This is a genomic window from Vibrio orientalis CIP 102891 = ATCC 33934, from assembly GCF_000176235.1.
Taxonomy (GTDB): Bacteria; Pseudomonadota; Gammaproteobacteria; order Enterobacterales; family Vibrionaceae; genus Vibrio; species Vibrio orientalis.
In genome coordinates this window covers 103,520-125,967 of sequence record NZ_ACZV01000001.1, presented here as the reverse complement: position 1 = coordinate 125,967, position 22,448 = coordinate 103,520, and the positions used below count along the sequence as shown (strand labels likewise).

Annotated in this window: 18 protein-coding genes; 12 read left to right on the top strand and 6 right to left on the bottom strand. The window is 45.1% G+C overall.

Features of this window, described 5'->3' with window-relative positions:
- The first annotated feature begins 158 nt into the window (after nucleotides 1-158).
- The 4 genes from hemB (at nucleotide 159) to spfP (ending at nucleotide 5,373) form a co-directional block, all read left to right on the top strand.
- On the top strand, nucleotides 159-1,208 hold the full coding sequence (gene hemB / locus VIA_RS00600; RefSeq protein ID WP_004409698.1) for a porphobilinogen synthase: 1,050 nt from the start codon (nucleotides 159-161) through the stop codon (nucleotides 1,206-1,208).
- Between the two features lie 66 nt (nucleotides 1,209-1,274).
- Nucleotides 1,275-1,712 (top strand): GNAT family N-acetyltransferase, encoded by a 438-nt coding sequence (locus VIA_RS00595; RefSeq protein ID WP_004409695.1) that lies wholly within the window; start codon nucleotides 1,275-1,277, stop codon nucleotides 1,710-1,712.
- A 624-nt stretch (nucleotides 1,713-2,336) separates the two neighbouring features.
- A complete protein-coding gene (gene polA / locus VIA_RS00590; protein WP_004409694.1) occupies nucleotides 2,337-5,132 on the top strand; it encodes a DNA polymerase I in 2,796 nt (931 codons plus the stop codon).
- A 193-nt stretch (nucleotides 5,133-5,325) separates the two neighbouring features.
- Nucleotides 5,326-5,373 (top strand): small protein SpfP, encoded by a 48-nt coding sequence (gene spfP / locus VIA_RS22665; RefSeq protein ID WP_438356636.1) that lies wholly within the window; start codon nucleotides 5,326-5,328, stop codon nucleotides 5,371-5,373.
- Nucleotides 5,374-5,886: 513 nt separating this feature from the next.
- On the opposite strand, the gene yihA is transcribed toward spfP, so the two are convergent.
- Complete coding sequence (gene yihA / locus VIA_RS00585; RefSeq protein WP_004409693.1) at nucleotides 5,887-6,552, bottom strand: ribosome biogenesis GTP-binding protein YihA/YsxC; 666 nt, start codon at nucleotides 6,550-6,552, stop codon at nucleotides 5,887-5,889.
- A 136-nt stretch (nucleotides 6,553-6,688) separates the two neighbouring features.
- Between yihA and VIA_RS00580 the strand changes: the two genes are divergently transcribed.
- The 5 genes from VIA_RS00580 (at nucleotide 6,689) to hemN (ending at nucleotide 11,302) form a co-directional block, all read left to right on the top strand.
- Nucleotides 6,689-7,306 carry a c-type cytochrome gene (locus VIA_RS00580; RefSeq protein WP_004409692.1) on the top strand — a complete coding sequence of 206 codons (618 nt, stop codon included), beginning with the start codon at nucleotides 6,689-6,691 and terminating at the stop codon, nucleotides 7,304-7,306.
- A 725-nt stretch (nucleotides 7,307-8,031) separates the two neighbouring features.
- Nucleotides 8,032-8,670 (top strand): class I SAM-dependent methyltransferase, encoded by a 639-nt coding sequence (locus VIA_RS00575; RefSeq protein ID WP_004409690.1) that lies wholly within the window; start codon nucleotides 8,032-8,034, stop codon nucleotides 8,668-8,670.
- Nucleotides 8,670-9,230, top strand: coding sequence for a Der GTPase-activating protein YihI (gene yihI, locus VIA_RS00570; RefSeq protein WP_004409688.1), 561 nt, complete (start codon nucleotides 8,670-8,672; stop codon nucleotides 9,228-9,230). The genes VIA_RS00575 and yihI overlap by 1 nt, the downstream gene beginning before the upstream one ends.
- 8 nt (nucleotides 9,231-9,238) lie before the next feature.
- Nucleotides 9,239-9,727 (top strand): DUF2489 domain-containing protein, encoded by a 489-nt coding sequence (locus VIA_RS00565; RefSeq protein WP_004409687.1) that lies wholly within the window; start codon nucleotides 9,239-9,241, stop codon nucleotides 9,725-9,727.
- A 186-nt stretch (nucleotides 9,728-9,913) separates the two neighbouring features.
- Nucleotides 9,914-11,302: an oxygen-independent coproporphyrinogen III oxidase gene (gene hemN, locus VIA_RS00560; RefSeq protein ID WP_004409686.1), complete on the top strand. Its 1,389-nt coding sequence runs from the start codon at nucleotides 9,914-9,916 to the stop codon at nucleotides 11,300-11,302.
- 194 nt (nucleotides 11,303-11,496) lie between these two features.
- Here hemN and ilvY read toward each other — a convergent pair whose 3' ends face one another.
- Complete coding sequence (gene ilvY, locus VIA_RS00555) at nucleotides 11,497-12,390, bottom strand: HTH-type transcriptional activator IlvY (protein WP_004409684.1); 894 nt, start codon at nucleotides 12,388-12,390, stop codon at nucleotides 11,497-11,499.
- A gap of 145 nt (nucleotides 12,391-12,535) precedes the next feature.
- On the opposite strand from ilvY, the gene ilvC reads away from it, so the two are divergent.
- Nucleotides 12,536-14,020 carry a ketol-acid reductoisomerase gene (ilvC, locus tag VIA_RS00550; RefSeq protein ID WP_004409683.1) on the top strand — a complete coding sequence of 495 codons (1,485 nt, stop codon included), beginning with the start codon at nucleotides 12,536-12,538 and terminating at the stop codon, nucleotides 14,018-14,020.
- Between the two features lie 354 nt (nucleotides 14,021-14,374).
- Nucleotides 14,375-14,911, top strand: a complete 537-nt coding sequence (locus VIA_RS00545) for a hypothetical protein (RefSeq protein ID WP_004409682.1) — start codon at nucleotides 14,375-14,377, stop codon at nucleotides 14,909-14,911.
- A 35-nt stretch (nucleotides 14,912-14,946) separates the two neighbouring features.
- On the opposite strand, the gene ubiK is transcribed toward VIA_RS00545, so the two are convergent.
- The 4 genes from ubiK to VIA_RS00525 all read right to left on the bottom strand — a co-directional run bounded on the left by ubiK (nucleotide 14,947) and on the right by VIA_RS00525 (nucleotide 20,170).
- Nucleotides 14,947-15,198 carry a ubiquinone biosynthesis accessory factor UbiK gene (ubiK, locus tag VIA_RS00540; RefSeq protein ID WP_004409681.1) on the bottom strand — a complete coding sequence of 84 codons (252 nt, stop codon included), beginning with the start codon at nucleotides 15,196-15,198 and terminating at the stop codon, nucleotides 14,947-14,949.
- A 146-nt stretch (nucleotides 15,199-15,344) separates the two neighbouring features.
- Complete coding sequence (locus tag VIA_RS00535; protein ID WP_004409677.1) at nucleotides 15,345-18,467, bottom strand: multidrug efflux RND transporter permease subunit; 3,123 nt, start codon at nucleotides 18,465-18,467, stop codon at nucleotides 15,345-15,347.
- Between the two features lie 11 nt (nucleotides 18,468-18,478).
- The gene (locus VIA_RS00530) at nucleotides 18,479-19,585 is read right to left on the bottom strand and encodes an efflux RND transporter periplasmic adaptor subunit (protein ID WP_004409676.1); all 1,107 of its coding nucleotides are present in this window, start codon (nucleotides 19,583-19,585) and stop codon (nucleotides 18,479-18,481) included.
- An 18-nt stretch (nucleotides 19,586-19,603) separates the two neighbouring features.
- Nucleotides 19,604-20,170 (bottom strand): TetR/AcrR family transcriptional regulator, encoded by a 567-nt coding sequence (locus tag VIA_RS00525; protein WP_004409675.1) that lies wholly within the window; start codon nucleotides 20,168-20,170, stop codon nucleotides 19,604-19,606.
- A 218-nt stretch (nucleotides 20,171-20,388) separates the two neighbouring features.
- Between VIA_RS00525 and rep the strand changes: the two genes are divergently transcribed.
- Entirely contained in the window at nucleotides 20,389-22,404 is a 2,016-nt protein-coding gene (gene rep, locus VIA_RS00520) for a DNA helicase Rep (RefSeq protein WP_004409674.1), read from the top strand.
- Nucleotides 22,405-22,448 lie beyond the last annotated feature (44 nt).

The window sequence follows — 22,448 nt, the reverse complement described above, 5'->3', positions numbered from 1 at the left end:
TCTCTGGGCAAAATGATTCTGGGCTTAACTAGTTGGCCCCAGTATACGGCAGTGTGAGCCTTTGGTCATTTTCTGCATTTTTACGTTTTGTTGCTAGCGTCACTTCCATTGAGTGATATTATTCAATTCAAGCACTTTCACCACACAAGGAGAATAGAGTGTCAGTTTCGATTCAAGGTCAATTCCCTGGCCGTCGTATGCGCCGTTTGCGTAAACATGACTTTAGCCGTCGCCTAATGGCTGAAAACCAACTCTCTGTTAACGATCTTATCTACCCAATGTTTATCCTGATGGGTAAAGATCGCCGCGAAACCGTGGATTCTATGCCGGGTATCGAACGCTTATCGATCGACTTGATGTTGGAAGAAGCGCAATACTTGGCTCAGCTAGGTGTGCCAGCGATCGCTCTATTCCCTGTCGTAAACCAAGATGCGAAAAGTCTATGTGCTGCTGAAGCTTACAACCCAGAAGGTTTGGTTCAGCGTGCAGTACGTTCATTGAAAGAGCATGTACCAGAAATCGGCGTGATTACTGATGTGGCACTCGACCCATTCACTACCCATGGTCAAGATGGCATCATTGATGAAGAGGGTTACGTGCTTAATGATGAAACCACTAAGGTTTTGGTTAAGCAGGCGTTGTCTCATGCTGAAGCGGGCGCTGATGTTGTCGCACCTTCAGATATGATGGATGGCCGAATTGGTGAGATTCGCAAAGCGTTAGAGCAAGCGGGTCATATTAATACCCAAATTATGGCTTACTCTGCCAAATACGCGTCTTGCTACTACGGCCCGTTCCGTGATGCAGTCGGCAGCGCGAGCAACCTCAAAGGCGGCAACAAGAAGAACTACCAAATGGATCCTGCTAACAGTGATGAAGCGATCCATGAAGTGGCGATGGACGTCAACGAAGGCGCGGATATGGTGATGGTTAAACCAGGTATGCCATATCTGGATATTGTTCGTCGCGTTAAGTCTGAGCTAGAAGTACCGACTTTTGCTTACCAAGTTTCTGGTGAGTATGCGATGCACAAAGCTGCGTTTGCCAATGGTTGGTTAAAAGAGCGCGAGACTGTGATGGAATCACTGCTGTGCTTTAAGCGTGCAGGTGCGGATGGCATTCTGACTTACTTTGCCAAAGACGTGGCAGAGTGGCTAGCGGAAGAAAATGCTCAAGCAGCGACCTTCTTACGAGAAGAACAAGAGTAGTCGTGACGAGTTAATGATTAGAAAAGGCTGGCGGATGTCAGCCTTTTTTCGTTTAGGAGCTGTATCGTGAGCATAGTTTATCGTCAGGGGACACTAGAAGAGTGTGTCCAAGTAGTAGAACAGATCCAAGAGTTTGCCCACAAAGAAACGGTTGAGAGCTTAGCCGCACGCTTAGAGGGTAAAGCGTGTTTCTTGATTCAAGTAGCGCAAGAGGAAGATAACCTGCTGGGATTCAAGATTGGTTATCAACTAACAGAGGAAACGTTCTATAGCTGGTTTGGTGGTGTTTCACCGTTAGCGCGTAATAAGGGGGTGGCGCAAACGTTATTGGAAATCCAAGAAAAGTGGGCAGCAGAGCAGGGTTATAAGCAACTGAAAGTTAAATCGCGAAATCAGTTTCCTGCGATGTTAAGACTGCTGATTAGAAATGGTTACCTGATTGAAAGTTTTGAACAAAAGCAGCCTATTATTGAAAGTCGAATTCACTTCGTAAAGTCGATATAGCATTGTCATAAAAATTAAATGAGATTTTTTCTCATTTAACTGTTGACGCATTAAATGAGAATGGTTATTATTTATCTCGTCTTAGGGAATGAGAGAAGTTCACAAGGACGTTGAGTTACCAGATTCAATATGGAGACGGTGATGACACTGAATTTAATCGAACTTGCACGAATTCTTTTTGACACGACATTGCTCACATTGCTTCCAGTGTAATTTATAGCTTTATGGCAAAGCACCTCATTCACCTGAATTGCTTTGACCCCTTTTTGCTAGGCGACATCGAAAGATGTCGCTTTTTTTATGCCTGCAATTTAGGATCGAATAAAAGGACACCAATAGTCTTTTCCACAACGCAAGATCGTTTCAAGATCGATCTGTATATGATCGATCTCTGTTAATGTTCTTTTATTACAGCGCTTTATGAAGTTTTTATCGTGCTTCTATTCCATTTTTATATCCTGTGTATAAATAATATAAACAGAGTTATCCACAGGTGGGGCTAGCCGTTGGTATAAGAATAATCAAATGTGTGAGTCGAGTTAAGAGAGTTAAAATGGATTCACTGACGGACTCATGGCATCCTAAGCAGATCTTTTTTGCATTTTCTTTGGATACGTAAAGACTATGGCCAATATTCCTGATAATCCGTTGATTCTTATCGATGGTTCTTCTTACCTATATCGCGCATTTCATGCCTACCCTGGCACGATGAGTAATGGCGATATTCCAACTAATGCGGTCTACGGTGTGGTTAACATGCTACGTAGCATGATGCGTCAATTTGCGTCGGATCGTATTGCAGTGGTCTTTGATGCGAAAGGAAAAACCTTCCGCGATGACATGTATCCAGAGTACAAGGCAAACCGACCACCTATGCCTGATGATCTTCGTTGTCAGATCGAGCCACTACACAATGTGATTCGTGCAATGGGTTTACCGCTGATCTGTATTCCTGGCGTAGAAGCCGATGACGTGATCGGTACCTTAGCGTATCAAGCCTCCCAAGCGGGTATGCCAGTGCTGATCAGTACTGGTGATAAAGATATGGCTCAGCTGGTGGATGATAACGTAACTCTGATCAACACCATGACCAACGTGGTGATGGATCGTGAGGGTGTGATTGAGAAGTTTGGTATTCCACCGGAACTGATCATCGATTACCTAGCGCTGATGGGTGATAAAGTCGATAACATCCCAGGTGTTCCTGGTGTGGGCGATAAGACAGCAACCGCACTGCTACAAGGCATTGGTGGTTTAGATAAGCTGTATGAAAACCTCGATGATATCGCGCCACTTGGTTTCCGCGGTTCTAAAACCATGGCCAAGAAGCTTATCGACAACCAAGACAATGCCAAACTGTCTTATGAACTCGCGACCATTAAGTTGGATGTTGCGCTAGAAGAAACGCCTGAATCTCTGCTGAAAGCAGAGCCAAACAAGGATGAACTGATCAAGCTATACGGTCAATTGGTGTTTAAGTCATGGCTTAATGAACTTTTAGATGGTGGCAATGGCGTTGTTGAGGCAGATGAAAAATCTGGCGGGGCTGCGGGTGCGTCGAAAGCATCAAGTGGCGCAGAGATGGACACTTCAGCAGTGACCATTGATCGCAGTCACTACGACACCATTCTAGATGAAGCGAGTTTTAACGCGTGGCTAGAGAAGCTCAAAGCGGCAGAGGTATTCGCTTTTGATACTGAAACTGACAGCTTAGATTACATGGTCGCAAACCTTGTGGGTCTTTCGTTTGCAACTGAAGAGGGGGTCGCAGCGTACGTTCCTGTTGCTCATGACTACCTAGATGCGCCTGCTCAGCTTGAGCGCGATTGGGTGCTAGAGCAGCTAAAACCAATTCTAGAAGATGATGCTCAAGCGAAGGTGGGTCAAAACCTCAAATATGATGCCAGTGTATTAGCGCGCTACGGCATTGAAATGAAGGGTATCAAGCACGATACCATGTTGGCTTCGTATGTATATAACAGCGTAGGTGGTAAGCATGATATGGATAGCTTGGCACTGCGCTTCTTGCAACATAGCTGCATCTCATTTGAGCAGATTGCCGGTAAAGGTAAGAAGCAACTGACCTTCAATCAAATTGAGCTGGATGAAGCATCACCATATGCTGCAGAAGATGCGGATGTGACGCTTCGCCTACACAATCGTTTGATGGAAAATATCGATCAAGACGAGAAGCTTAAAGCTATCTATCAAGAGATAGAAGTACCATTGGTTCCTGTTCTTTCTCGCATTGAACGTACTGGTGTTTTGATTGATGACATGAAGCTAGGCGCTCAGTCGCAAGAGATTGCTCAGCGATTGGATGAGCTTGAACAGCAGGCGTACGAAATTGCCGAGCAAGAGTTCAATATGAATTCACCGAAGCAGCTGCAAGCACTACTGTTTGAAAAGATGGGCTTACCGGTTATTAAGAAGACGCCATCAGGTACACCTTCTACCAATGAAGAAGTGTTGCAAGAACTTGCGTTAGATTATCCATTACCAAAACTGATTTTGGAATATCGTGGTTTGGCGAAACTCAAATCGACCTACACCGATAAGTTACCGAAGATGATTAACCCTGAAACGGGTCGTGTACATACGTCTTATCACCAAGCAGTTACGGCGACAGGTCGCCTATCTTCGACTGATCCAAACTTACAGAATATCCCAATCCGTAATGAAGAAGGCCGTCGTATTCGCCAAGCGTTTATTGCCCCACATGGTTATAAAATCATGGCGGTCGATTACTCTCAGATTGAATTACGTATTATGGCGCACCTATCAGGAGACAAAGCGCTCCTAGAGGCTTTCCAGCAAGGTAAAGATATCCACGCTGCAACGGCGGCTGAAATCATGGGCACCACGATTGACCAAGTGAGTTCAGAGCAGCGTCGCCGCGCTAAAGCGGTAAACTTTGGCTTAATCTACGGTATGAGTGCGTTTGGTCTAGCGAAACAATTAGGCATTCCTCGTGGTGAAGCTCAAGATTACATGAACAAATACTTTGAGCGTTACCCTGGTGTGATGCAATACATGGAAGACACGCGTAGCACGGCCTCTGAACAAGGCTATGTTGAAACCATCTATGGTCGTCGCCTACACCTACCTGAAATCCAATCACGTAATGGTATGCGTCGTAAAGCCGCTGAGCGTGCGGCGATCAACGCGCCAATGCAGGGCACCGCGGCAGATATCATTAAGAAAGCGATGCTATTGGTTGATGAATGGATCCAAACCGAAGGTGATGGTCGCGTTAAGCTGTTGATGCAAGTACACGATGAATTGGTATTTGAAGTTCAAGAGTCAGCTTTGACCGAAATTGAAAGTAAAGTACAAGAATTGATGGAATCGGCTGCAGAGCTAGATGTCCCTCTTGTTGCTGAAGCTGGTCATGGTGATAACTGGGATCAGGCGCACTAGACAAAAAATAGCCAGATTTGGCTAAATAGTATGAGCCAGTGCACAAACACTGGCTTTTTTTTATCAAGAAATAAGTGTCTGATGATTTTGTTAAAATGTTGTTTAACAAAAATTTAATGAAAAAAACTTACAAAAGTAGTTTTCATTTCTGACCAATTGTTGTACATTAATCTGCGTAGGGTACAGAGGTAAGATGTTCTATCTTTCAGACCTTTTGTTTCACGTTATTGGATTAGGCTGATTCAGCCGCCCCAGTCAGTTTTTGACTGGGGCGTTTTTTATTGTGCCAAAGAAAAATTCAATAAACTCAATTCCTTAGCTTTAATCTTCAGCATTTCTCTCGATTTTTCCATCTCTTTATCAATAATTTAGTCATGGCAAGCCATTGATTCACCACTCTGTCATCACACAGAGTTTTGTAACTTTACTCCATTCACAGTTTGGTTATTTTGGATAGAAAATCAATCCATTTATCTTTGATGTTGCTGGCTGTTTTTTGTTTTAAGGTTTTGTTTTATATCAACAAATGACTTTATTTATCTAGACGCTAGTGAGAGGTAGGCCGATTTGACCTCAACTGAGATATTCGTAAGCTAGGGCGCATAATAATTTATAACAACTATTTCTCTCCCGTTGTCCCGCCAGGATGGTGGGGCGTTTTGTTTCTGCGCCTTCTTAATTAAAAGCCAAGTATAAAAAAAGCCCCGCATTGCTGCAGGGCCTCTCTATATAGAAGTGATTTATCGAATCGCTATTATTGCTGTTCGTCGTCGATATTTTCTTCTGCAATGATCTCTTTAACCACTGACTCTGCCAATGCTGGTGCAAACCATTCATCTAGCTTGTTGCGCAGTACATCAACACCTAAGCCTTTTAGAGAAGAGAAAGCAGCAACGCTGACATCGCCACCAAAGCCAACCGCATCTTTCTTAATCTTCAAGACTTGCGCCTTACGTGCGCCGCTTTTCAGTTTGTCGGCCTTCGTAAGCAATACTTGGACTGGAATACCGCTGTCCACTGCCCAGAAAATCAACTGCTGGTCGAGGTCTTTCATCGGGTGACGGATATCCATCAGTACCACAAGACCTTTCAGACATGTACGTTTTTGCAGGTATTCACCTAGTGACTTTTGCCATTTCTTTTTCATTTCTAACGGGACTTGTGCAAAGCCGTACCCAGGTAGGTCGACAATGTGACAGCCGTCAGTCACTTTAAATAAGTTAATAAGTTGTGTACGACCAGGTGTTTTACTGGTTTTTGCTAGGCTACGCTGGTTGGTCAAGCGATTTAGAGAGCTTGATTTGCCCGCATTGGAGCGTCCTGCAAACGCAACTTCGATACCTTCATCTGCTGGCAAGGCGCGGATATCCGGCGCACTTGTGATGAAATGAGTGTTTTGATAATGAATTTTTACGCTCACTGTTAACTCCATCTCGACTTTGTGTAGTCGATTGATTACTTTTTTGTGAAATTGTGTAAAATAACCGTGCTCGGCATAAGGTCGCCTATTGTACCATGAGTGGTACTGGAAGCTTGATAATTATAAATGGAATGTCATGAAGAAATTAGCGCTAATATTGAGTCTTTTAGCCAGCTGCTCCGTATGGGCCCAAGGCAGCATAGAAGCTGGTAAAGCAAAATCTCAAACCTGTGTTGCCTGCCACGGTGCTGACGGCAACAGTCAACTCGCAATGTACCCGAAAATTGCTGGTCAGCATGCTAAATATATTGAAAAGCAGCTGAAAGAATTCAAGTTGGGTATGACTAGTGGTGGTAAACAAGGTCGTGTAGACCCAGTGATGGGCGGTATGGCTATGCCACTGTCTGAGCAAGATATGAAAGATCTTGCGGTTTACTACGCATCTCTACCTATCTCGGACAACACAACACCTGAAAATGTTGTTGAAGCTGGTAAGGTTCTTTATACCGCTGGTGACGCTGAACGTGGTTTAACAGCTTGTATCGCATGTCACGGTCCTCGTGGTGATGGTACTGAGCTATCTGGCTTCCCGAAAGTTTCAGGTCAACATGCTGATTACATTAAAGCTCAGCTAGAAAAATTCCGTGACGGTTCTCGTGCCAACGATATGAACGAAATGATGCGTGATATCGCTAAGAAGCTAACGGATGAAGATATCGATACTCTTTCAAAATATGTTGGTGGCCTACACTAAGCCCTTTGAATTTGTTCGAGCATAAGTTGTATTGAAAAAGCCCAGACTTCGGTCTGGGCTTTTTCGTATGATCGCGATCACTCTCGCCAATCGGGGCCAATGTTCTTTCTCGCCACTCTGTTTGTAAGAGATCGTCCATACATTACTCATCCATCTTCTGTGAGGACTCCGCAAGGTGTTGAAATTTAAAGCTATGATTTAGAGGCGAGAAATTAACGGTAAATATTTGGTTTTGAGGATTGTCCAAACCCGCCATCAAGGTAAAGTATCGTTATCGGCAGGGCGCTGATGAAGGATTTCAGACCAGGAGGTCTCCAAGGACGCAAGCAAAGGATGCTTGGTTGTTTAAGGATGGAATCAGGGTAGGTAGGACACCTACTTGATACGGATGGTCGATTTGTCTAATGGTTTAAGACAACGGAAAGGATCAGGCTAAGGACTAGCCCAGAAATCAGGAAGTAAAAGGAAAGCCAAAATTCACCAGGATGGTGGCAAACAACACTTTTGGCAGGGAAAGCGCTAAAAACAAATGGATTATTGGTGTACTGAAATCAGTGCAACACAGTTTTGCCGTAAGGCATTTAGAAAGCGATAGAGACACTCTATCGCTTTTTTTATTCCTAATTTTCAAAAATCGCTGATTATTTGCGCAATAGTGCTCCACTCTAACGCCAGTTTCTGGTATGTTTCGCATCCCTGTTTGAGGATGAGTTTACGCAGTCGATATGCATAATTGCCCCCTTTGTCAGAGCTTAGACATCAAGCACTATTATGAAGATAAGCATAGAGAGTATCTTCAGTGCCAGCAATGTGAGCTTGTGTTTGTCAATCCAGACCAGCGTTTGGATGCAAAAGCGGAAAAAGCCCACTACGATCTGCATGAGAATGATCCAAATGACGAAGGATATCGACGCTTTTTATCGCGGGTTTCTGACCCGATATTAACGCGTATAGCACCGAACTCTCACGGGTTAGATTTTGGTTGTGGCCCAGGACCAACGTTGTCATTAATGTTGGAAGAGCAAGGACACACCATGAGTTTGTATGACCTTTACTATCACCCTGATATCTCGGTGTTAGACACGTCATATGACTTTATCACTGCCACAGAAGTCATTGAGCATCTTTATGAGCCCAATGAAGTGTGGCAGCAATGGTTGAATTTAGTTAAGCCGGGTGGCTGGATTGGTCTTATGACTAAGATGGTCATTGATGTTGAAGCGTTTGCCTCATGGCACTATAAAAACGATCTGACCCATGTGGTCTTTTTCAGTCGTAAAACGTTTCAATACTTGGCAGAGCGGGATCAGCTCGAGCTTGAATTTATTGGTAATGATGTAATTTTACTGAGGAAAGCCCAGTAATGAGCCGTAGTAAGAAAGCAAGATCAGGCGGTAATAGCGAAGTAATCGTTGTTCGTAACCGCACTGAATCAGACGTTGAAGGACGTCTACGTAAAAAAGACAAAAAGCGCAAAGGTCTAAAGACTGGCGGGCGCAACTCTGAAGCAAAAACGCACAAGCAACAGACTGCAGGCCAAAAGCGTGACCCACGCTTAGGCAGCAAGAAGAAGATTCCTTTAGTTGTTGAAGCAGCGAAAAAACCGAGCAAAGCTGAGCGTCGTATTAGCGCTGAGAAAGAGCTTGAAATGCTTGAGAATGACGCGCAATTGAATGTGCTGTTGGATCGCCTAGATAACGGTGACAACCTAGGTGCAGGTCTACAAAAGTACGTTGATGAGAAACTTGCACGTATTGAAATACTGATGAAGCAACTTGGTATCTACGAAGAACCTGAAGAAGAGTTCGAGGAAGAAGAAGTTGTTGAGCCAGTAGCAAAACAGAAACCGAGCAAGAAAGCGAATTCAGATGATGAGCTTCTTTCTCAGTTTGAAGGTTTGGATCTGAACCAATTTAAAGGGTAAAGAGCACGATGAATGTAACCTTATTAGCTATCGCAGGCAGTGTAATTGTTCTGGGTTTAGCCTCTTATGCTGGTTACCTTCTGCTCCAGCTCAAGAAGCAAAAGGAATTGCAATTACAGCAACAAAAGCTGGCAATTGAAAAGCGTAATGCCAACATCTTTGAAAGCGTCAACGTCCTTTGCTTAGCCGGCATTCAAGAGCAGTGTGACCTATCTGAGATCAGTATTCGTCTTTATAACATCATGGACTATGTCCAAGGTGAAGAGCGTGTCGACTTCGACCAAGAATACCCAGCGACTTCAGAACTGTTCCATATCGTTAAAGATATGGCGCGCGGTGAAGCTCGTCAGGAGTTGGCTAAGCAACAGCGCATGAAGCAAAATCTTGAGCGCCATAAAGCAGAGTCACGTCTTCAGCAAGATATTACTGAAGAACTAAAACGTCTGCAGAAAAAAGTGAAACCGCTAAATAACCAGATCAACATTCAAATGATCTAGCGCCTAACTTTTATAACTCGATCGCTTACACTAAAAGGGTAGTGATCGAGTTATCAATTCTGAGTATTGCTACTCAAAAAGCAGCTTGTGCACCAACGACTCACTCTTAGGTGTGGCAAAATAGCCTGCTAATTACAATGGCCCAATCGGCCACATAAGCATTAAAGCCCAAACGGAAATACCATCATGTCGCAGCCAGTCGTCGCAAGCCAACAAATTGTCTGGGATCAAGCGGTTCTTGATAAGTACAACTATTCAGGTCCTCGTTATACCTCGTACCCAACAGCTTTAGAGTTCCATGAAGCGTTTACTGTCGCAGACTACGACATGGCGTGTACTCAGTATCCAGAGCGACCGCTTTCTCTCTATATCCACATCCCTTTCTGCCACAAGCTTTGCTACTACTGTGGTTGTAATAAGGTCATCACTCGCCATGCCCATAAAGCGGACGAGTACCTTGATGTGCTAGAGCTAGAAATCCGTACTCGTGCGGCACTACTACAAGGTCGTAAAGTGACACAGCTTCACTTTGGCGGCGGTACACCAACCTTCCTAACCAAAGCGCAAATTAGTCGCGTGATGGCAATTCTTCGTGGTGAGTTCTACTTCGAAGGCGATGCTGAAATCAGTATCGAAGTCGACCCGCGTGAAATAGAGCTAGACATGCTGGACCATCTACGTGGTGAAGGCTTCAACCGTTTGAGTATTGGTGTTCAAGACTTCAATAAAGAAGTGCAGAAGTTGGTTAACCGTGAGCAAGATGAAGAATTTATCGTTGCCATGGTTGCTCGAGCCAAAGAGCTGGGGTTCCGTTCAACCAACCTTGATTTGATTTACGGCCTGCCAAAACAAACTAAAGACTCGTTTGCTGAGACGCTTAAACAAGTACTGGAAATGAAACCGGGTCGCTTATCGGTGTTTAACTACGCGCATATGCCACAGCTGTTTGCCGCGCAGCGTAAGATTAAAGATGAAGATCTGCCGATCGCTGAAGAGAAGATGGCGATTTTGCAAGACACAATTGCAACGCTAACTGGGGCTGATTATCAGTTTATCGGTATGGACCACTTTGCCCAGCCAGATGATGAACTGGCCGTGGCTCAGCGCAATGGCGTGTTGCACCGAAACTTCCAAGGCTACACCACACAAGGTGAAGCAGACTTAGTGGGCTTTGGTGTTTCGGCGATTTCAATGATTGGTGATGCGTATGCGCAAAACCAGAAAGAGTTGAAGAAATACTATGCTCAAGTGACCGACCAGCGTCATGCGTTATGGAAAGGTGTTGCACTTGATAGTGATGACTTACTTCGTCGTGAAGTGATCAAACAGCTAATTTGTAACTTTAAACTGGATAAGACCATGATTGAGTCTGAGTTTAAGGTGCAATTTAATCACTACTTCAAAGAAGACTTAGGTTTACTGCAGACCTTTATCAATGATGAGCTTGTAGAAGTAGATGACGAAGAAATCCGCGTAACCCTACGTGGCCGCCTACTGATTCGTAACATCTGTATGTGTTTCGATAAGTATTTAAGAGCTAAGGCGCGTCAGCAGCAGTTCTCAAGAGTGATTTAATTGAGTGTGTCATTCCCGATAGTGACGAAGTCGCGTAATCGGGAATCTCATCAAGCGATTAGAGATTTCCAACTTAGTCGTTTCTCCTTCTCGGGCATAACGATTTAGTCTTGGAAAAATTGCAAGTATCAAAAGCCACCGTGTTTGTTTATTCTGAAAAACGGTGGCTTTGTTGTATCTGGTGCTAGGGGAAATTATGGAGCGATATAAGTATCGTGCGCCATTTGCCACAGAGCTTTGACTAATGGGTTGTCTAACTGTGAGCGCTTACAGCATACCCCAAGCTTAAACGGTTTTACTGAGGCGGCGACTTTAAGCCGTTCAATCTTCTCTTTGACTGGGCTGTTGTTGATCACCACATCAGGTGCAATTCCGACACCACACCCTAGCGCGACCATACTGACAATCGCTTCATGCCCTGACACTTGAGCATAGATGTTCGGCTTAATCTTCATTGACTTAAACCAAGCATTGGCGCGCTCTCGGGCAGTACCTGACTCTGGGACAATAAATGGAATCGCAGACCAATCAGGTTTATCTTTTCTCAGCTCTTCAGCAAAGTTGCTCACCCCAACTGGGGCAATCACCGACAGTGGGATCTCACTGATGGTTTCAAACTCGATACGTGCTGGTAACTGCTCTGGCAGGGCTGAGATAGCAATATCCGCTTCATCAGCTAAGACTTTGCCAATCGCTTGAGCCGGGTCGCCAGTCGAGAGTTTGAATTCAATAAAAGGGTGCTGGAGGCGAAATTCAGAGAGCAGTTCAGGCAGATGACTGTAGCTGGCAGTCACTGAGCAGAACAAGCGAATCTCACCTTTTAACTCTTCTTCATGGCCTTTTAACTGCGCATTGTAGTTTTGCCATTCTCCTAAGATATTCAGCGCCACCGGCAGAAGCTTCTTCGCCGCAGGGGTCAGCTCGACACTGCGATTGTCACGTAGGAACAGTGCTTGCCCAGTATCGCTTTCCAATTTTTGGATCTGACGGCTCAATGCGGAAGGGCTGATATGCATTGCCGAAGCGGTCTTGGCAAAGCTCTTACTATCACACAGGTGAATGAACAACTGCAGGCATTTAATGTTCATGAAAGGGTCACATCCTTGTTGCATTAATTGCAATTACTAATTGTGAATATATCACTTTAAGCAACAGAATGTCTGTTTTAGTATGAACTCATTCGGTAACAAAACGACCGACCTCAACGGAAAAATTCTTTAAAGGAGCGCCCAGATGGCTAACTATTTCAATACTTTAAACCTACGCGAGCAGCTAGACCAATTAGGTCGTTGTCGTTTCATGGACCGCAGCGAATTCGCAACAGAAGCGGATTACCTGAAAGGTAAGAAAGTCGTTATCGTTGGTTGTGGTGCTCAGGGCCTAAACCAAGGTCTAAACATGCGTGACTCTGGCCTAAACGTAGCGTACGCACTGCGTCAGGCAGCGATTGACGAGCAGCGTCAGTCATACAAGAACGCAAAAGAAAACGGTTTTGAAGTAGCAAGCTACGAAACGCTAATCCCTGAAGCAGACCTAGTCATCAACCTTACTCCAGACAAGCAGCACACGAACGTTGTAGAAACGGTAATGCCGCTAATGAAGCAAGGCGCTGCACTAGGTTACTCGCACGGTTTCAACGTAGTTGAAGAAGGCATGCAAATCCGTAAAGACCTAACGGTTGTAATGGTTGCACCTAAGTGTCCAGGTACAGAAGTACGTGAAGAGTACAAGCGTGGTTTCGGCGTTCCTACACTGATCGCTGTTCACCCAGAAAATGACCCTAAAGGTGAAGGCTGGGATATCGCGAAAGCATGGGCAGCAGGTACAGGTGGCCACCGCGCAGGTTGTCTAGAGTCTTCATTCGTTGCAGAAGTTAAATCTGACCTAATGGGTGAGCAAACTATCCTATGTGGCATGCTACAAGCGGGTTCTATCGTATCTTACGAGAAGATGATTGCTGACGGCATCGACCCAAGCTACGCAGGTAAGTTACTACAGTACGGTTGGGAAACTATCACAGAAGCACTGAAATTCGGTGGCATCACGCACATGATGGACCGTCTATCAAACCCAGCGAAAATCAAAGCATTCGAGCTGTCTGAAGAGCTTAAAGAGCTAATGCGTCCGCTTTACAACAAGCACATGGATGACATCATCACTGGTGAGTTCTCTCGCACTATGATGGCTGACTGGGCTAACGATGACGCAAACCTACTAGGCTGGCGTGAAGAGACAGGCGAAACGGCCTTTGAAAACTACCCAGCAAGTGATGTTGAAATCTCTGAGCAAGAGTACTTCGACAACGGCATTCTACTAGTCGCAATGGTTCGTGCCGGTGTTGAGCTAGCATTCGAAGCAATGACGGCATCAGGCATCATCGATGAGTCTGCGTACTACGAGTCACTACACGAGCTACCACTAATCGCAAACACAGTAGCACGTAAGCGTCTATACGAAATGAACGTAGTAATCTCAGACACAGCAGAATACGGTAACTACCTATTCGCTAACGTAGCAACGCCGCTACTACGTGAGAAGTTCATGCCTTCAGTATCAACAGACGTGATTGGTAAAGGCCTAGGCGAAACGTCTAACCAAGTAGATAACGCTACGCTAATCGCAGTAAACGATACGATTCGTAACCACCCAGTAGAGTACATCGGTGAAGAGCTACGTGGTTACATGACAGATATGAAAAATATCGCGGTAGGTGGCTAATCTTCTTCGCTAAGGAGCTTAATTTCTTTGTCGGTAATACTCATTTGCTAGCGCAAACTCCGTGTTACCTCCGCGAACTTAAGCTCTTAGCTTTGAATATCTAATCTGCGTAATTCGCTAATCTAGACTGTAGGTTAGCAAAGAACTCCAGATAGACTGGGGTCAATAAATACAAAATAAAACACAACATCTAATTAAAAGGCTTGGTCTCCGTTGACCAAGCCTTTTTGTTTGTGCGAAGTAAAGTTGGTGAAAACTTGGTCAAGATTTTGTAGGCGTCCTACAAGTCGAGCACAAATGAATCTGTGAGTATGTTTAGATAAGGAGCGTAATAACAGCAAGGTAAAGTAAACAATGAATAAGTATATCGTCGGGATGGTTCTTGGTCTTACATCTGTATCGAGCTTCGCGATGGGGCGCCCATTACCAGAGCTAGATAAGAGTCAGTTTGATATTCAGCAGTGGCGGTTTGTTGGAGACTCAGGTGCTCAAGTGGCCGCTGATACGATCGCTGCCGATGAACACAACGACGGCTACCTGACGGTGCGCTTTGATGGTGGTTTTACTTTGCATTTTGTTGACCGCGGGCATCGCTGCAATGGTGAGGATGAACAAGGTTCCGATGATCGCCCTTTACCTAATCGAGAGATTGCCGTTGATGGTCAGTTTATTGAGATGAACGGGGTTTGCCACGATGGCTTTGCCCAATACTCCCCAGCCACCATTGCGGGGAACAACTTCTTAAATGGTCATTTCATTGGTAAGGAAGAAGTGAAGATTGGCAGTATTAATCAGGCTGAGCAAACGGTGATGGAAGATTATACCTATACCGTTTCTGCACAGGGCTTTCAGCAAGCCTCTCTACAAGCTCTCAAAGCGAAACAGCAGTAATAAAAAAACGCTTCCAATCTGGAAGCGTTTTTTTATTACTTATCCGCTAGCTTTTGTTCTAAATCGGCTAGTTTCTTTTCCATCTCAGTCAGCTTTTGACGAGTGCGTAGTAGGACTTGCGTCTGCACATCGAACTCTTCGCGGCTAACCACGTCTAGCTTATTTAGCTGACCTTGGATCACTTGGCGAACCTTTTGGTCGACATCTGAGCCAAGCTCTTTTACTGGCGCAGGCATAGAGTCATGAATTTGTTTAGCAATTTGCTCTAGTTTCTTTGGGTCAAACATGTGACTAAAACTCCTTTCGATTTGCTCTCATTCTATGTAATTGATACGGGAAAGTCGCTACCTCGATAGCAAAAATTCGAAGCTCATATCAGCGAAATGAGGCAAATAAAAAAGGCCACCGAAGTGGCCTTTCAATTTTTAGCAGATTACTTGTTGTCTGCTAGCTCACGATGAGCGGCTTTCGCTTCATCAACGCGTGCCAGCTTTTCCAAATCTTTGTCTTCAACAAACACTGGTAGTGGCTTGTGTTTTTCAGCTAGGTAGCTGTAAATCACAGGTAGTACGAATAGCGTAAAGATAGTACCAATCGCTAGACCAGCCACGATTACGATACCGATACTAAAGCGCTGCGCTGCACCTGCACCACTTGCGTACATCAGCGGGATAAGACCTGCAATCATCGCTGCTGTCGTCATTAGGATAGGGCGTAGACGTACTTTCGCCGCTTCCATAACCGCTTCAGTTTTACTCAGTTTGTTGTGCAACTGCTCTTCTTTGGCTACTTCACAGATCAAGATACCGTGCTTAGTAATCAGACCAACCAGAGTAATCAAACCTACCTGAGAGTAGATATTCATGGTTGCCGCGCCCCAAGCAAGGGCAATTAAGGCACCACAAATCGCTAGTGGTACTGACACCATGATAACCAGTGGATCTTTCAGTGATTCAAACTGAATCGCTAGAACCAAGAAGATGATCGCTAGTGCTAGACCAAAGGTTGCGTAAAGTGCGCTGCCTTCAGTCACGTACTGACGTGCTTCACCCATGTAGTCGTGGTTGTAACCACTTGGTAGCTTCTCTGCTGCAATACCTTCGAACCAGTTGATTGCATCACCCATCGCTGTGCCCGGTGCTGGAACTGCCCCCACTGTTGCTGAGTTGAGCTGGTTGAAGTGAGGTAGAGAACGAGGCTCTGCCACAACATCAATCGTGATTAAGCTGCCTAGTGGTACTGCTTTGCCGTTCGCGGAGCGTACGTAGTAGTTGTTCATCGACTCAGGGTTTAGACGCCACTTACGCTCAACTTGAGGAATAACCTCATAAGAGCGGCCATTCAGGTCGATACGGTTTACGTAACCGTCGGCCATCATTGTGCTTAGCGTGATACCGATGTCTTGCATGGTAACGCCATAAGCGCCGGCTTTATCTTTATCGATGTTGATTTTCATCGTTGCCGAGTCGTAGTTCAGATCCAAATCTGAGTACACGAACATTGGGCTCGATTTCACTTCGGTCAATACGTCGGTTGCGATAGAGAATAGGCTCTCAAACGCATTTGGTGTAGTAACAACGAACTGAATCGGTAGGCCTGAACCTGCACCAGGTAGTTCTGGCATCTGGAATGCTGTTACAGCCATACCCGGAACATTGCCCACTAAACCACCCACGCGGTTTGCTACTTCAGACTGACTCGCTTCACGCTCACTCCAAGGCACCATAGACGCAATACCAAATGCTTGGTTTGAGTTAGGCACACCAGTAAACACCTGTGCAAATGCCACTTCTGGCTGATCAGACAGAATTTTGTTTACGTCGTTCATGGTGTTCTGCATAAAGTCTAAGTTAGCGTTAGACGGTGCAGTACCCATTAGCATCACAACGCCTTTATCTTCAGACGGTGCAAGTTCACTCGGGATGAACTTAAACAGCATAGGTAGACTGGCGAATACGATGATTGCAAAGCCAATCACCACCGGACGATGCTGCATGACTGCCTTAAGCATTTTCGCGTAGCGGTTAGTCATGCCATCAAGTACATGGTGAACTTTCTGCTCAAACTTGCTTGGCTCTTCATTGGCCTTAAGCATTTTTGAACACATCATTGGCGATAGCGTCAGTGCCACGATACCCGATACGAATACCGAACCCGCTAGGGTTAAGGCGAACTCTTTAAATAGCGAGCCAGTAATACCACCCATCAGCGCGATCGGCGCATATACCGCACCTAGCGTTAGTGTCATTGCAATAACAGGTATTGCGATTTCACGAGTACCGATAATCGCGGCACGGAATGGTGATTCACCCAACTTGATATGACGGTCGACGTTTTCAAGAACAACGATCGCATCATCTACTACCAGACCGATAGCCAGTACCATTGCCAGTAGTGTCATTAGGTTCCACGAGAAGCCCATACCTTGCATTACCATCGCAACACCAATCAGTGAAAGCGGGATAGTAACGATAGGGATGATTACCGCACGGAACGAACCTAAGAATAGGGTAATCACGATAAGTACAATAACCGCTGCTTCAACAATCGTCTTGATTACTTCGTTGATAGACTCGTTGATCGCAATCGTTGAGTCATACATTACGTTCATCTTGATAGTACTTGGCAGGTTACGCTCTAGTTGAGGTAGCAGCTCTAGTACATCTGCAGCAATGTTGATTGGGTTAGCACTTGGTGCGGCGTTAATCGCAGCAACCACCGCTTCTTGACCATTAGCACTTGCACGGTAAATGTCGTGGCTTTTCTCTAGTGAAACCTTAGCAATATCGCTTAGACGAGTAATATCACCTTCGTCAGAACTTACGACTAAGTTTTCTAGTTCTGCTACGTTCGATACCTGCGTATCAGCACTACCGTTGTAAAGGACGAATTCACCCACAGCCTGACCAGTCGCTGACTGGTAGTTGTTGGCGTTGAGTACACCCATAACATCCGTTGCTGTCAGACCTAGCGCCGCCATTTTCGACGGATCTAACCAAATACGCAGTGCGTACTTCATACCACCGTAGAGGTCGACCTTCGAGACACCGTTAACGGTGAACAGCTGCGGATTGATTACACGCTCAAGGTAGTCAGTGATTTGGCTTGAAGAAAGCTCGTCACTGGTAAAGCCGATGTAAAGTACCGCGGTTGTTGAACCGGTAGACATAGTTACGGTTGGGTCCTCGGCTTCTTTAGGAAGCTGAGAGCGAACCGAGTTAGTCTTAGCCAGAACGTCAGACAGTGCCGCATTCGGGTCGGTGTTTAACTTCATGTTGACGGTAATGGTAGATTTACCCAAAACCGATTGAGAAGTCATGTAATCGATATTGTCTGCCTGCGCGACTGCTTGTTCCAGTGGCTGAGTAATAAAGCCTTGGATTAAGTCTGCACTGGCACCGTAGTAACTGGTCGAAACCGTCACAACAGTATTCGTCATTTCAGGGTATTCACGGACCTGCATTTTGAAGATTGCTTGTAAACCAAGCAGAGCAATCAAAAAGCTGATCGATACCGCTAAAACTGGACGTTTAATAAAAACATCAGTAAAGCGCATGAAGCCTCCAGTTACAGCATCGGTGTTTCAGCTGGTGGAGTAGTTGCATCGCTTTCTACTACACGAACTTTCGCATGGTTACTTAGACGCACCTGACCAGACGTTACGATAACGTCACCAGGTTTTACACCTTCAAGGATGTGCGCGATATCTTGTGTACGTTCACCCACTTTAACTACTTGCTGTGTTACGCGCTTTTCACCATCTTTATCAGAGATGATGTATACGTTGTCGCCATATAGAGTAAAGGTGATCGCGGTTTGTGGCAGAGTTACTTGGTTTTCAAGCTTAGGTAGGATGATGTTTGCACGTGCAAACATGCCGCTACGTAGCTGACCATCGCTGTTCGGGATATCTGCCTGAACTTGAATCAGACCACTTTGAATATTTACCGCAGGCTCAATAGCTGAGATAGAACCTTTGAATGGTTTCTCAGGGTATGCGTCAACGAAGATATCGACTTCTTGAGCTAGTGAAATACGAGAGATGTCTGTTTGAGGTACCGTAAAGCGTAGACGCATTACGCTAGTATCTTCTAAGCGAACAATGTCTGTACCGGCTTGTAGGTACTGACCTAGGTAAACGTTACGAATACCCACAACACCAGCAAATGGCGCTTTGATTTCGCGGCGGTCAATCGATGCTTTTAGGCTCTCAATGTCAGCTTGAAGAGAGAAGTAGTTTGCTTCTGCTTCATCGTAAGCTTCTTTAGAAATAGACCCTTTTTTGTATAGACCTTGGTAGCGCTTGTACTTCGCTTGAGCCGCTGGCAGCTTAGCTTGAGCACTCTTTAGGTTTGCTTTCTCAACTGCTGAGTCAAGCAAGACTAAAGGCTGACCTTCTTCCACTTGAGTACCAGACTCAAATGAAATTTTGTCGATCACACCGCTAGTTTCGTTTGCAACCGTAACACCTTGGTTAGGCTCGATAAAACCGATCGCATCAATCACAGGTACCCAATCAACCGCTTGAACTTCGGTTACCGTTACCGGGAACTCAGGTTCAGGTCGATTCGCCATGTATTCAGCGATCTTCTGTTGCTTAAAGAGATTGAAACCTATCACGCTGCCAAACAGCAGTACCGCGATAAGTAACATAAAGAAAGTCCACTTTTTCATTCTAATTAGAACTCCAAGTTAATGTGTAATGATTGCATCCCAACTGGCTTCAATTGCTGCTTCAATAGCATCTTGATCCAGTTGGTAATATCCAAGCGATTGTTTACGAGCCAGGGTGACACTGACTTCTAAACTAAGAGCAGCCAACACTGGGTTACCTAAGGGTTTGAATACCCCCGTCTCACGCCCTTCAGTGAAAAGTTGATCGACTTTACTGAACATCTTTCGCTCAATTTCTTTGGTCTCGTGGCTACGAACACATGGTAAAGAATCGTACTGAGCACGATTCTTTAAGTTGTCGATGTTCGACACCGAAAGATCAAAAATGTTTAACCACATTTTGCGAAAGCGTTCTTTTAGTGGCATAGACTCATCGACGTCACGTTGAATTGCTTCAGCGTTACGTTGAGCAACCTCTAAACGAACCTGTTGCAGTAAATCTTCTTTATCAGAGAAGTAGCGATAAATCGTTCCTGCTGCGACCCCAGCTTCTTTGGCCAACTTATGCATCGAGAGGCCTTGAAAGCCTGATTCTGCAATCAGAGCTTCTGCGGCATCTATGATTTTTTGTCTTTTATCTTTCATATAAACAGAACCAGACAGTTAACATAGTGGGTTAGTGAATGAACGTTCATTCATTATAGCCTAAAGTGTCACCACATATGCAACAAACTATTGCATGAATTCAGTAAAATTTTCATTAATTAGAATTGCCGTTGAGCGTTGAGCTTGAAGAGTAAACATAGCAATCTGACTGTTGCACTATTATTATATGCGCCACCTTTTGTTCTTCAGAGATAACTATGAAGCTGAACCCTAATCAAGACGCGGCCGTCAAGTACGTATCAGGCCCATGTTTGGTGCTTGCTGGAGCTGGCTCGGGTAAAACACGTGTTATTACCAATAAAATCGCTTACCTGGTTCAGCAGTGTGGTTACAAGGCACGCAATATTGCTGCCGTGACGTTCACTAACAAAGCCGCACGTGAAATGAAAGAGCGTGTTGGCCAGACATTAGGCAAAAATGAATCGAAGGGCCTAATGGTATCGACCTTTCATACGTTAGGCCTGAATATCATTAAGCGCGAATACAAAGCACTTGGACTTAAGTCTGGTTTCTCGCTGTTTGATGATCAAGACCAGATGGCGCTGCTGAAAGAGTTAACTGAAAAGCAGCTTGATGGTGACAAGGATCTACTGCGTCAGTTGTTAAGTACCATTTCCAATTGGAAAAATGACATGCTGACACCCGATCAAGCCAAAGCGCAGGCTAAGGGTGAGCAGCAACAGCTTTTCGCTTTCTGCTTTGAAATGTATCAAAAGCAGATGAAAGCCTATAACGCACTCGATTTTGATGACCTGATTTCACTGCCGGTTCTACTGCTTCGTACTAATGAAGAAGTTCGTCAGCGTTGGCAGAATCGCATTCGCTACCTATTGGTTGATGAGTACCAAGATACCAACACCAGCCAATATGATTTAGTGAAGCTGATTGTTGGTGAGCGTGGCCGTTTGACCGTAGTAGGGGACGACGACCAATCTATCTACTCATGGCGTGGTGCTAAACCGCAAAACTTAGTGCTATTGGGTGAAGATTACCCAAATTTGCGCCTAATTAAGCTAGAGCAGAACTACCGTTCAACTAGCCGAATTCTGCGCGCGGCCAACATCTTGATTGCCAACAACCCGCATGTCTATGACAAGTCACTGTTTTCGGAAATTCCTGATGGTGAAAAGCTTAAGGTGTTGCTGGCGAAAAATGAAGAACATGAAGCGGAGCGAGTGACCGGTGAGCTTATCGCGCATAAGTTCCTTAATCGCACTGAATATAAAGATTATGCGGTGCTCTATCGTGGTAACCATCAATCACGCTTGATTGAAAAGTCGCTGATGCAAAACCGCGTGCCTTACAAGCTGTCAGGTGGTACATCGTTCTTTGCTCGCGCTGAAATTAAAGACATCATGGCTTACCTACGCGTACTGGTGAACCCAGATGATGACAATGCTTTCCTGCGTATTGTGAATACACCACGTCGTGAAATTGGTCCTGTGACGTTAGAGAAGCTTGGCAGCTATGCCAATATGCGTGGTAAGAGTCTGTTTGAAGCCAGCTTTGAAATGGGTTTAGAACAAACTCTGTCTGGCCGTGGCCTGGAAAACCTGCGCCGCTTTACTGCTTGGCTAGTGAAAATTGCCGACCAAGCTGAACGTGGTGATACGGTAGAAGCGGTGCGCTCCCTTGTGCGTGATATCAACTACGAAGATTGGCTGTACGAAACTTCTGCGAGCCCAAAAGCAGCAGAAATGCGGATGAAAAACGTCTCCGATCTCTACTCTTGGATTGTGGCTGACCTTGAAGGTGACAACTATGACCAAGAAGAGAAGACTATTAAAGAGGTGGTTCAGCGCTTAACCTTGCGTGACATGATGGAACGCGGAGAAGAAGATGAAGATAGTGATGCCGTACAGCTTATGACGTTGCATGCTTCTAAAGGCCTCGAGTTCCCGTACGTTTACCTAATTGGTAGTGAAGAAGGTATCCTGCCGCACCAAACCAGTATCGATGAAGACAATGTCGAAGAAGAGCGTCGCTTGATGTACGTTGGTATTACTCGAGCGCAACGTGAACTGACCTTCACCATGTGTAAGGAACGTCGTCAGTTTGGCGAGTTGATTAAACCTACTCAAAGCCGCTTCTTAGACGAACTGCCGTTTGATGATGTCGAATGGGAACAGACGAAAAAGCCTGTTTCTGCCGAAGAGCGAATGGAAAAAGGTCAGGCGCACATTGCTAACTTACGCGCCATGTTTAAGAAATAAAGGTCTCCCTCTATATATAAGCAACAAAAAAGGCTTGAGTGACA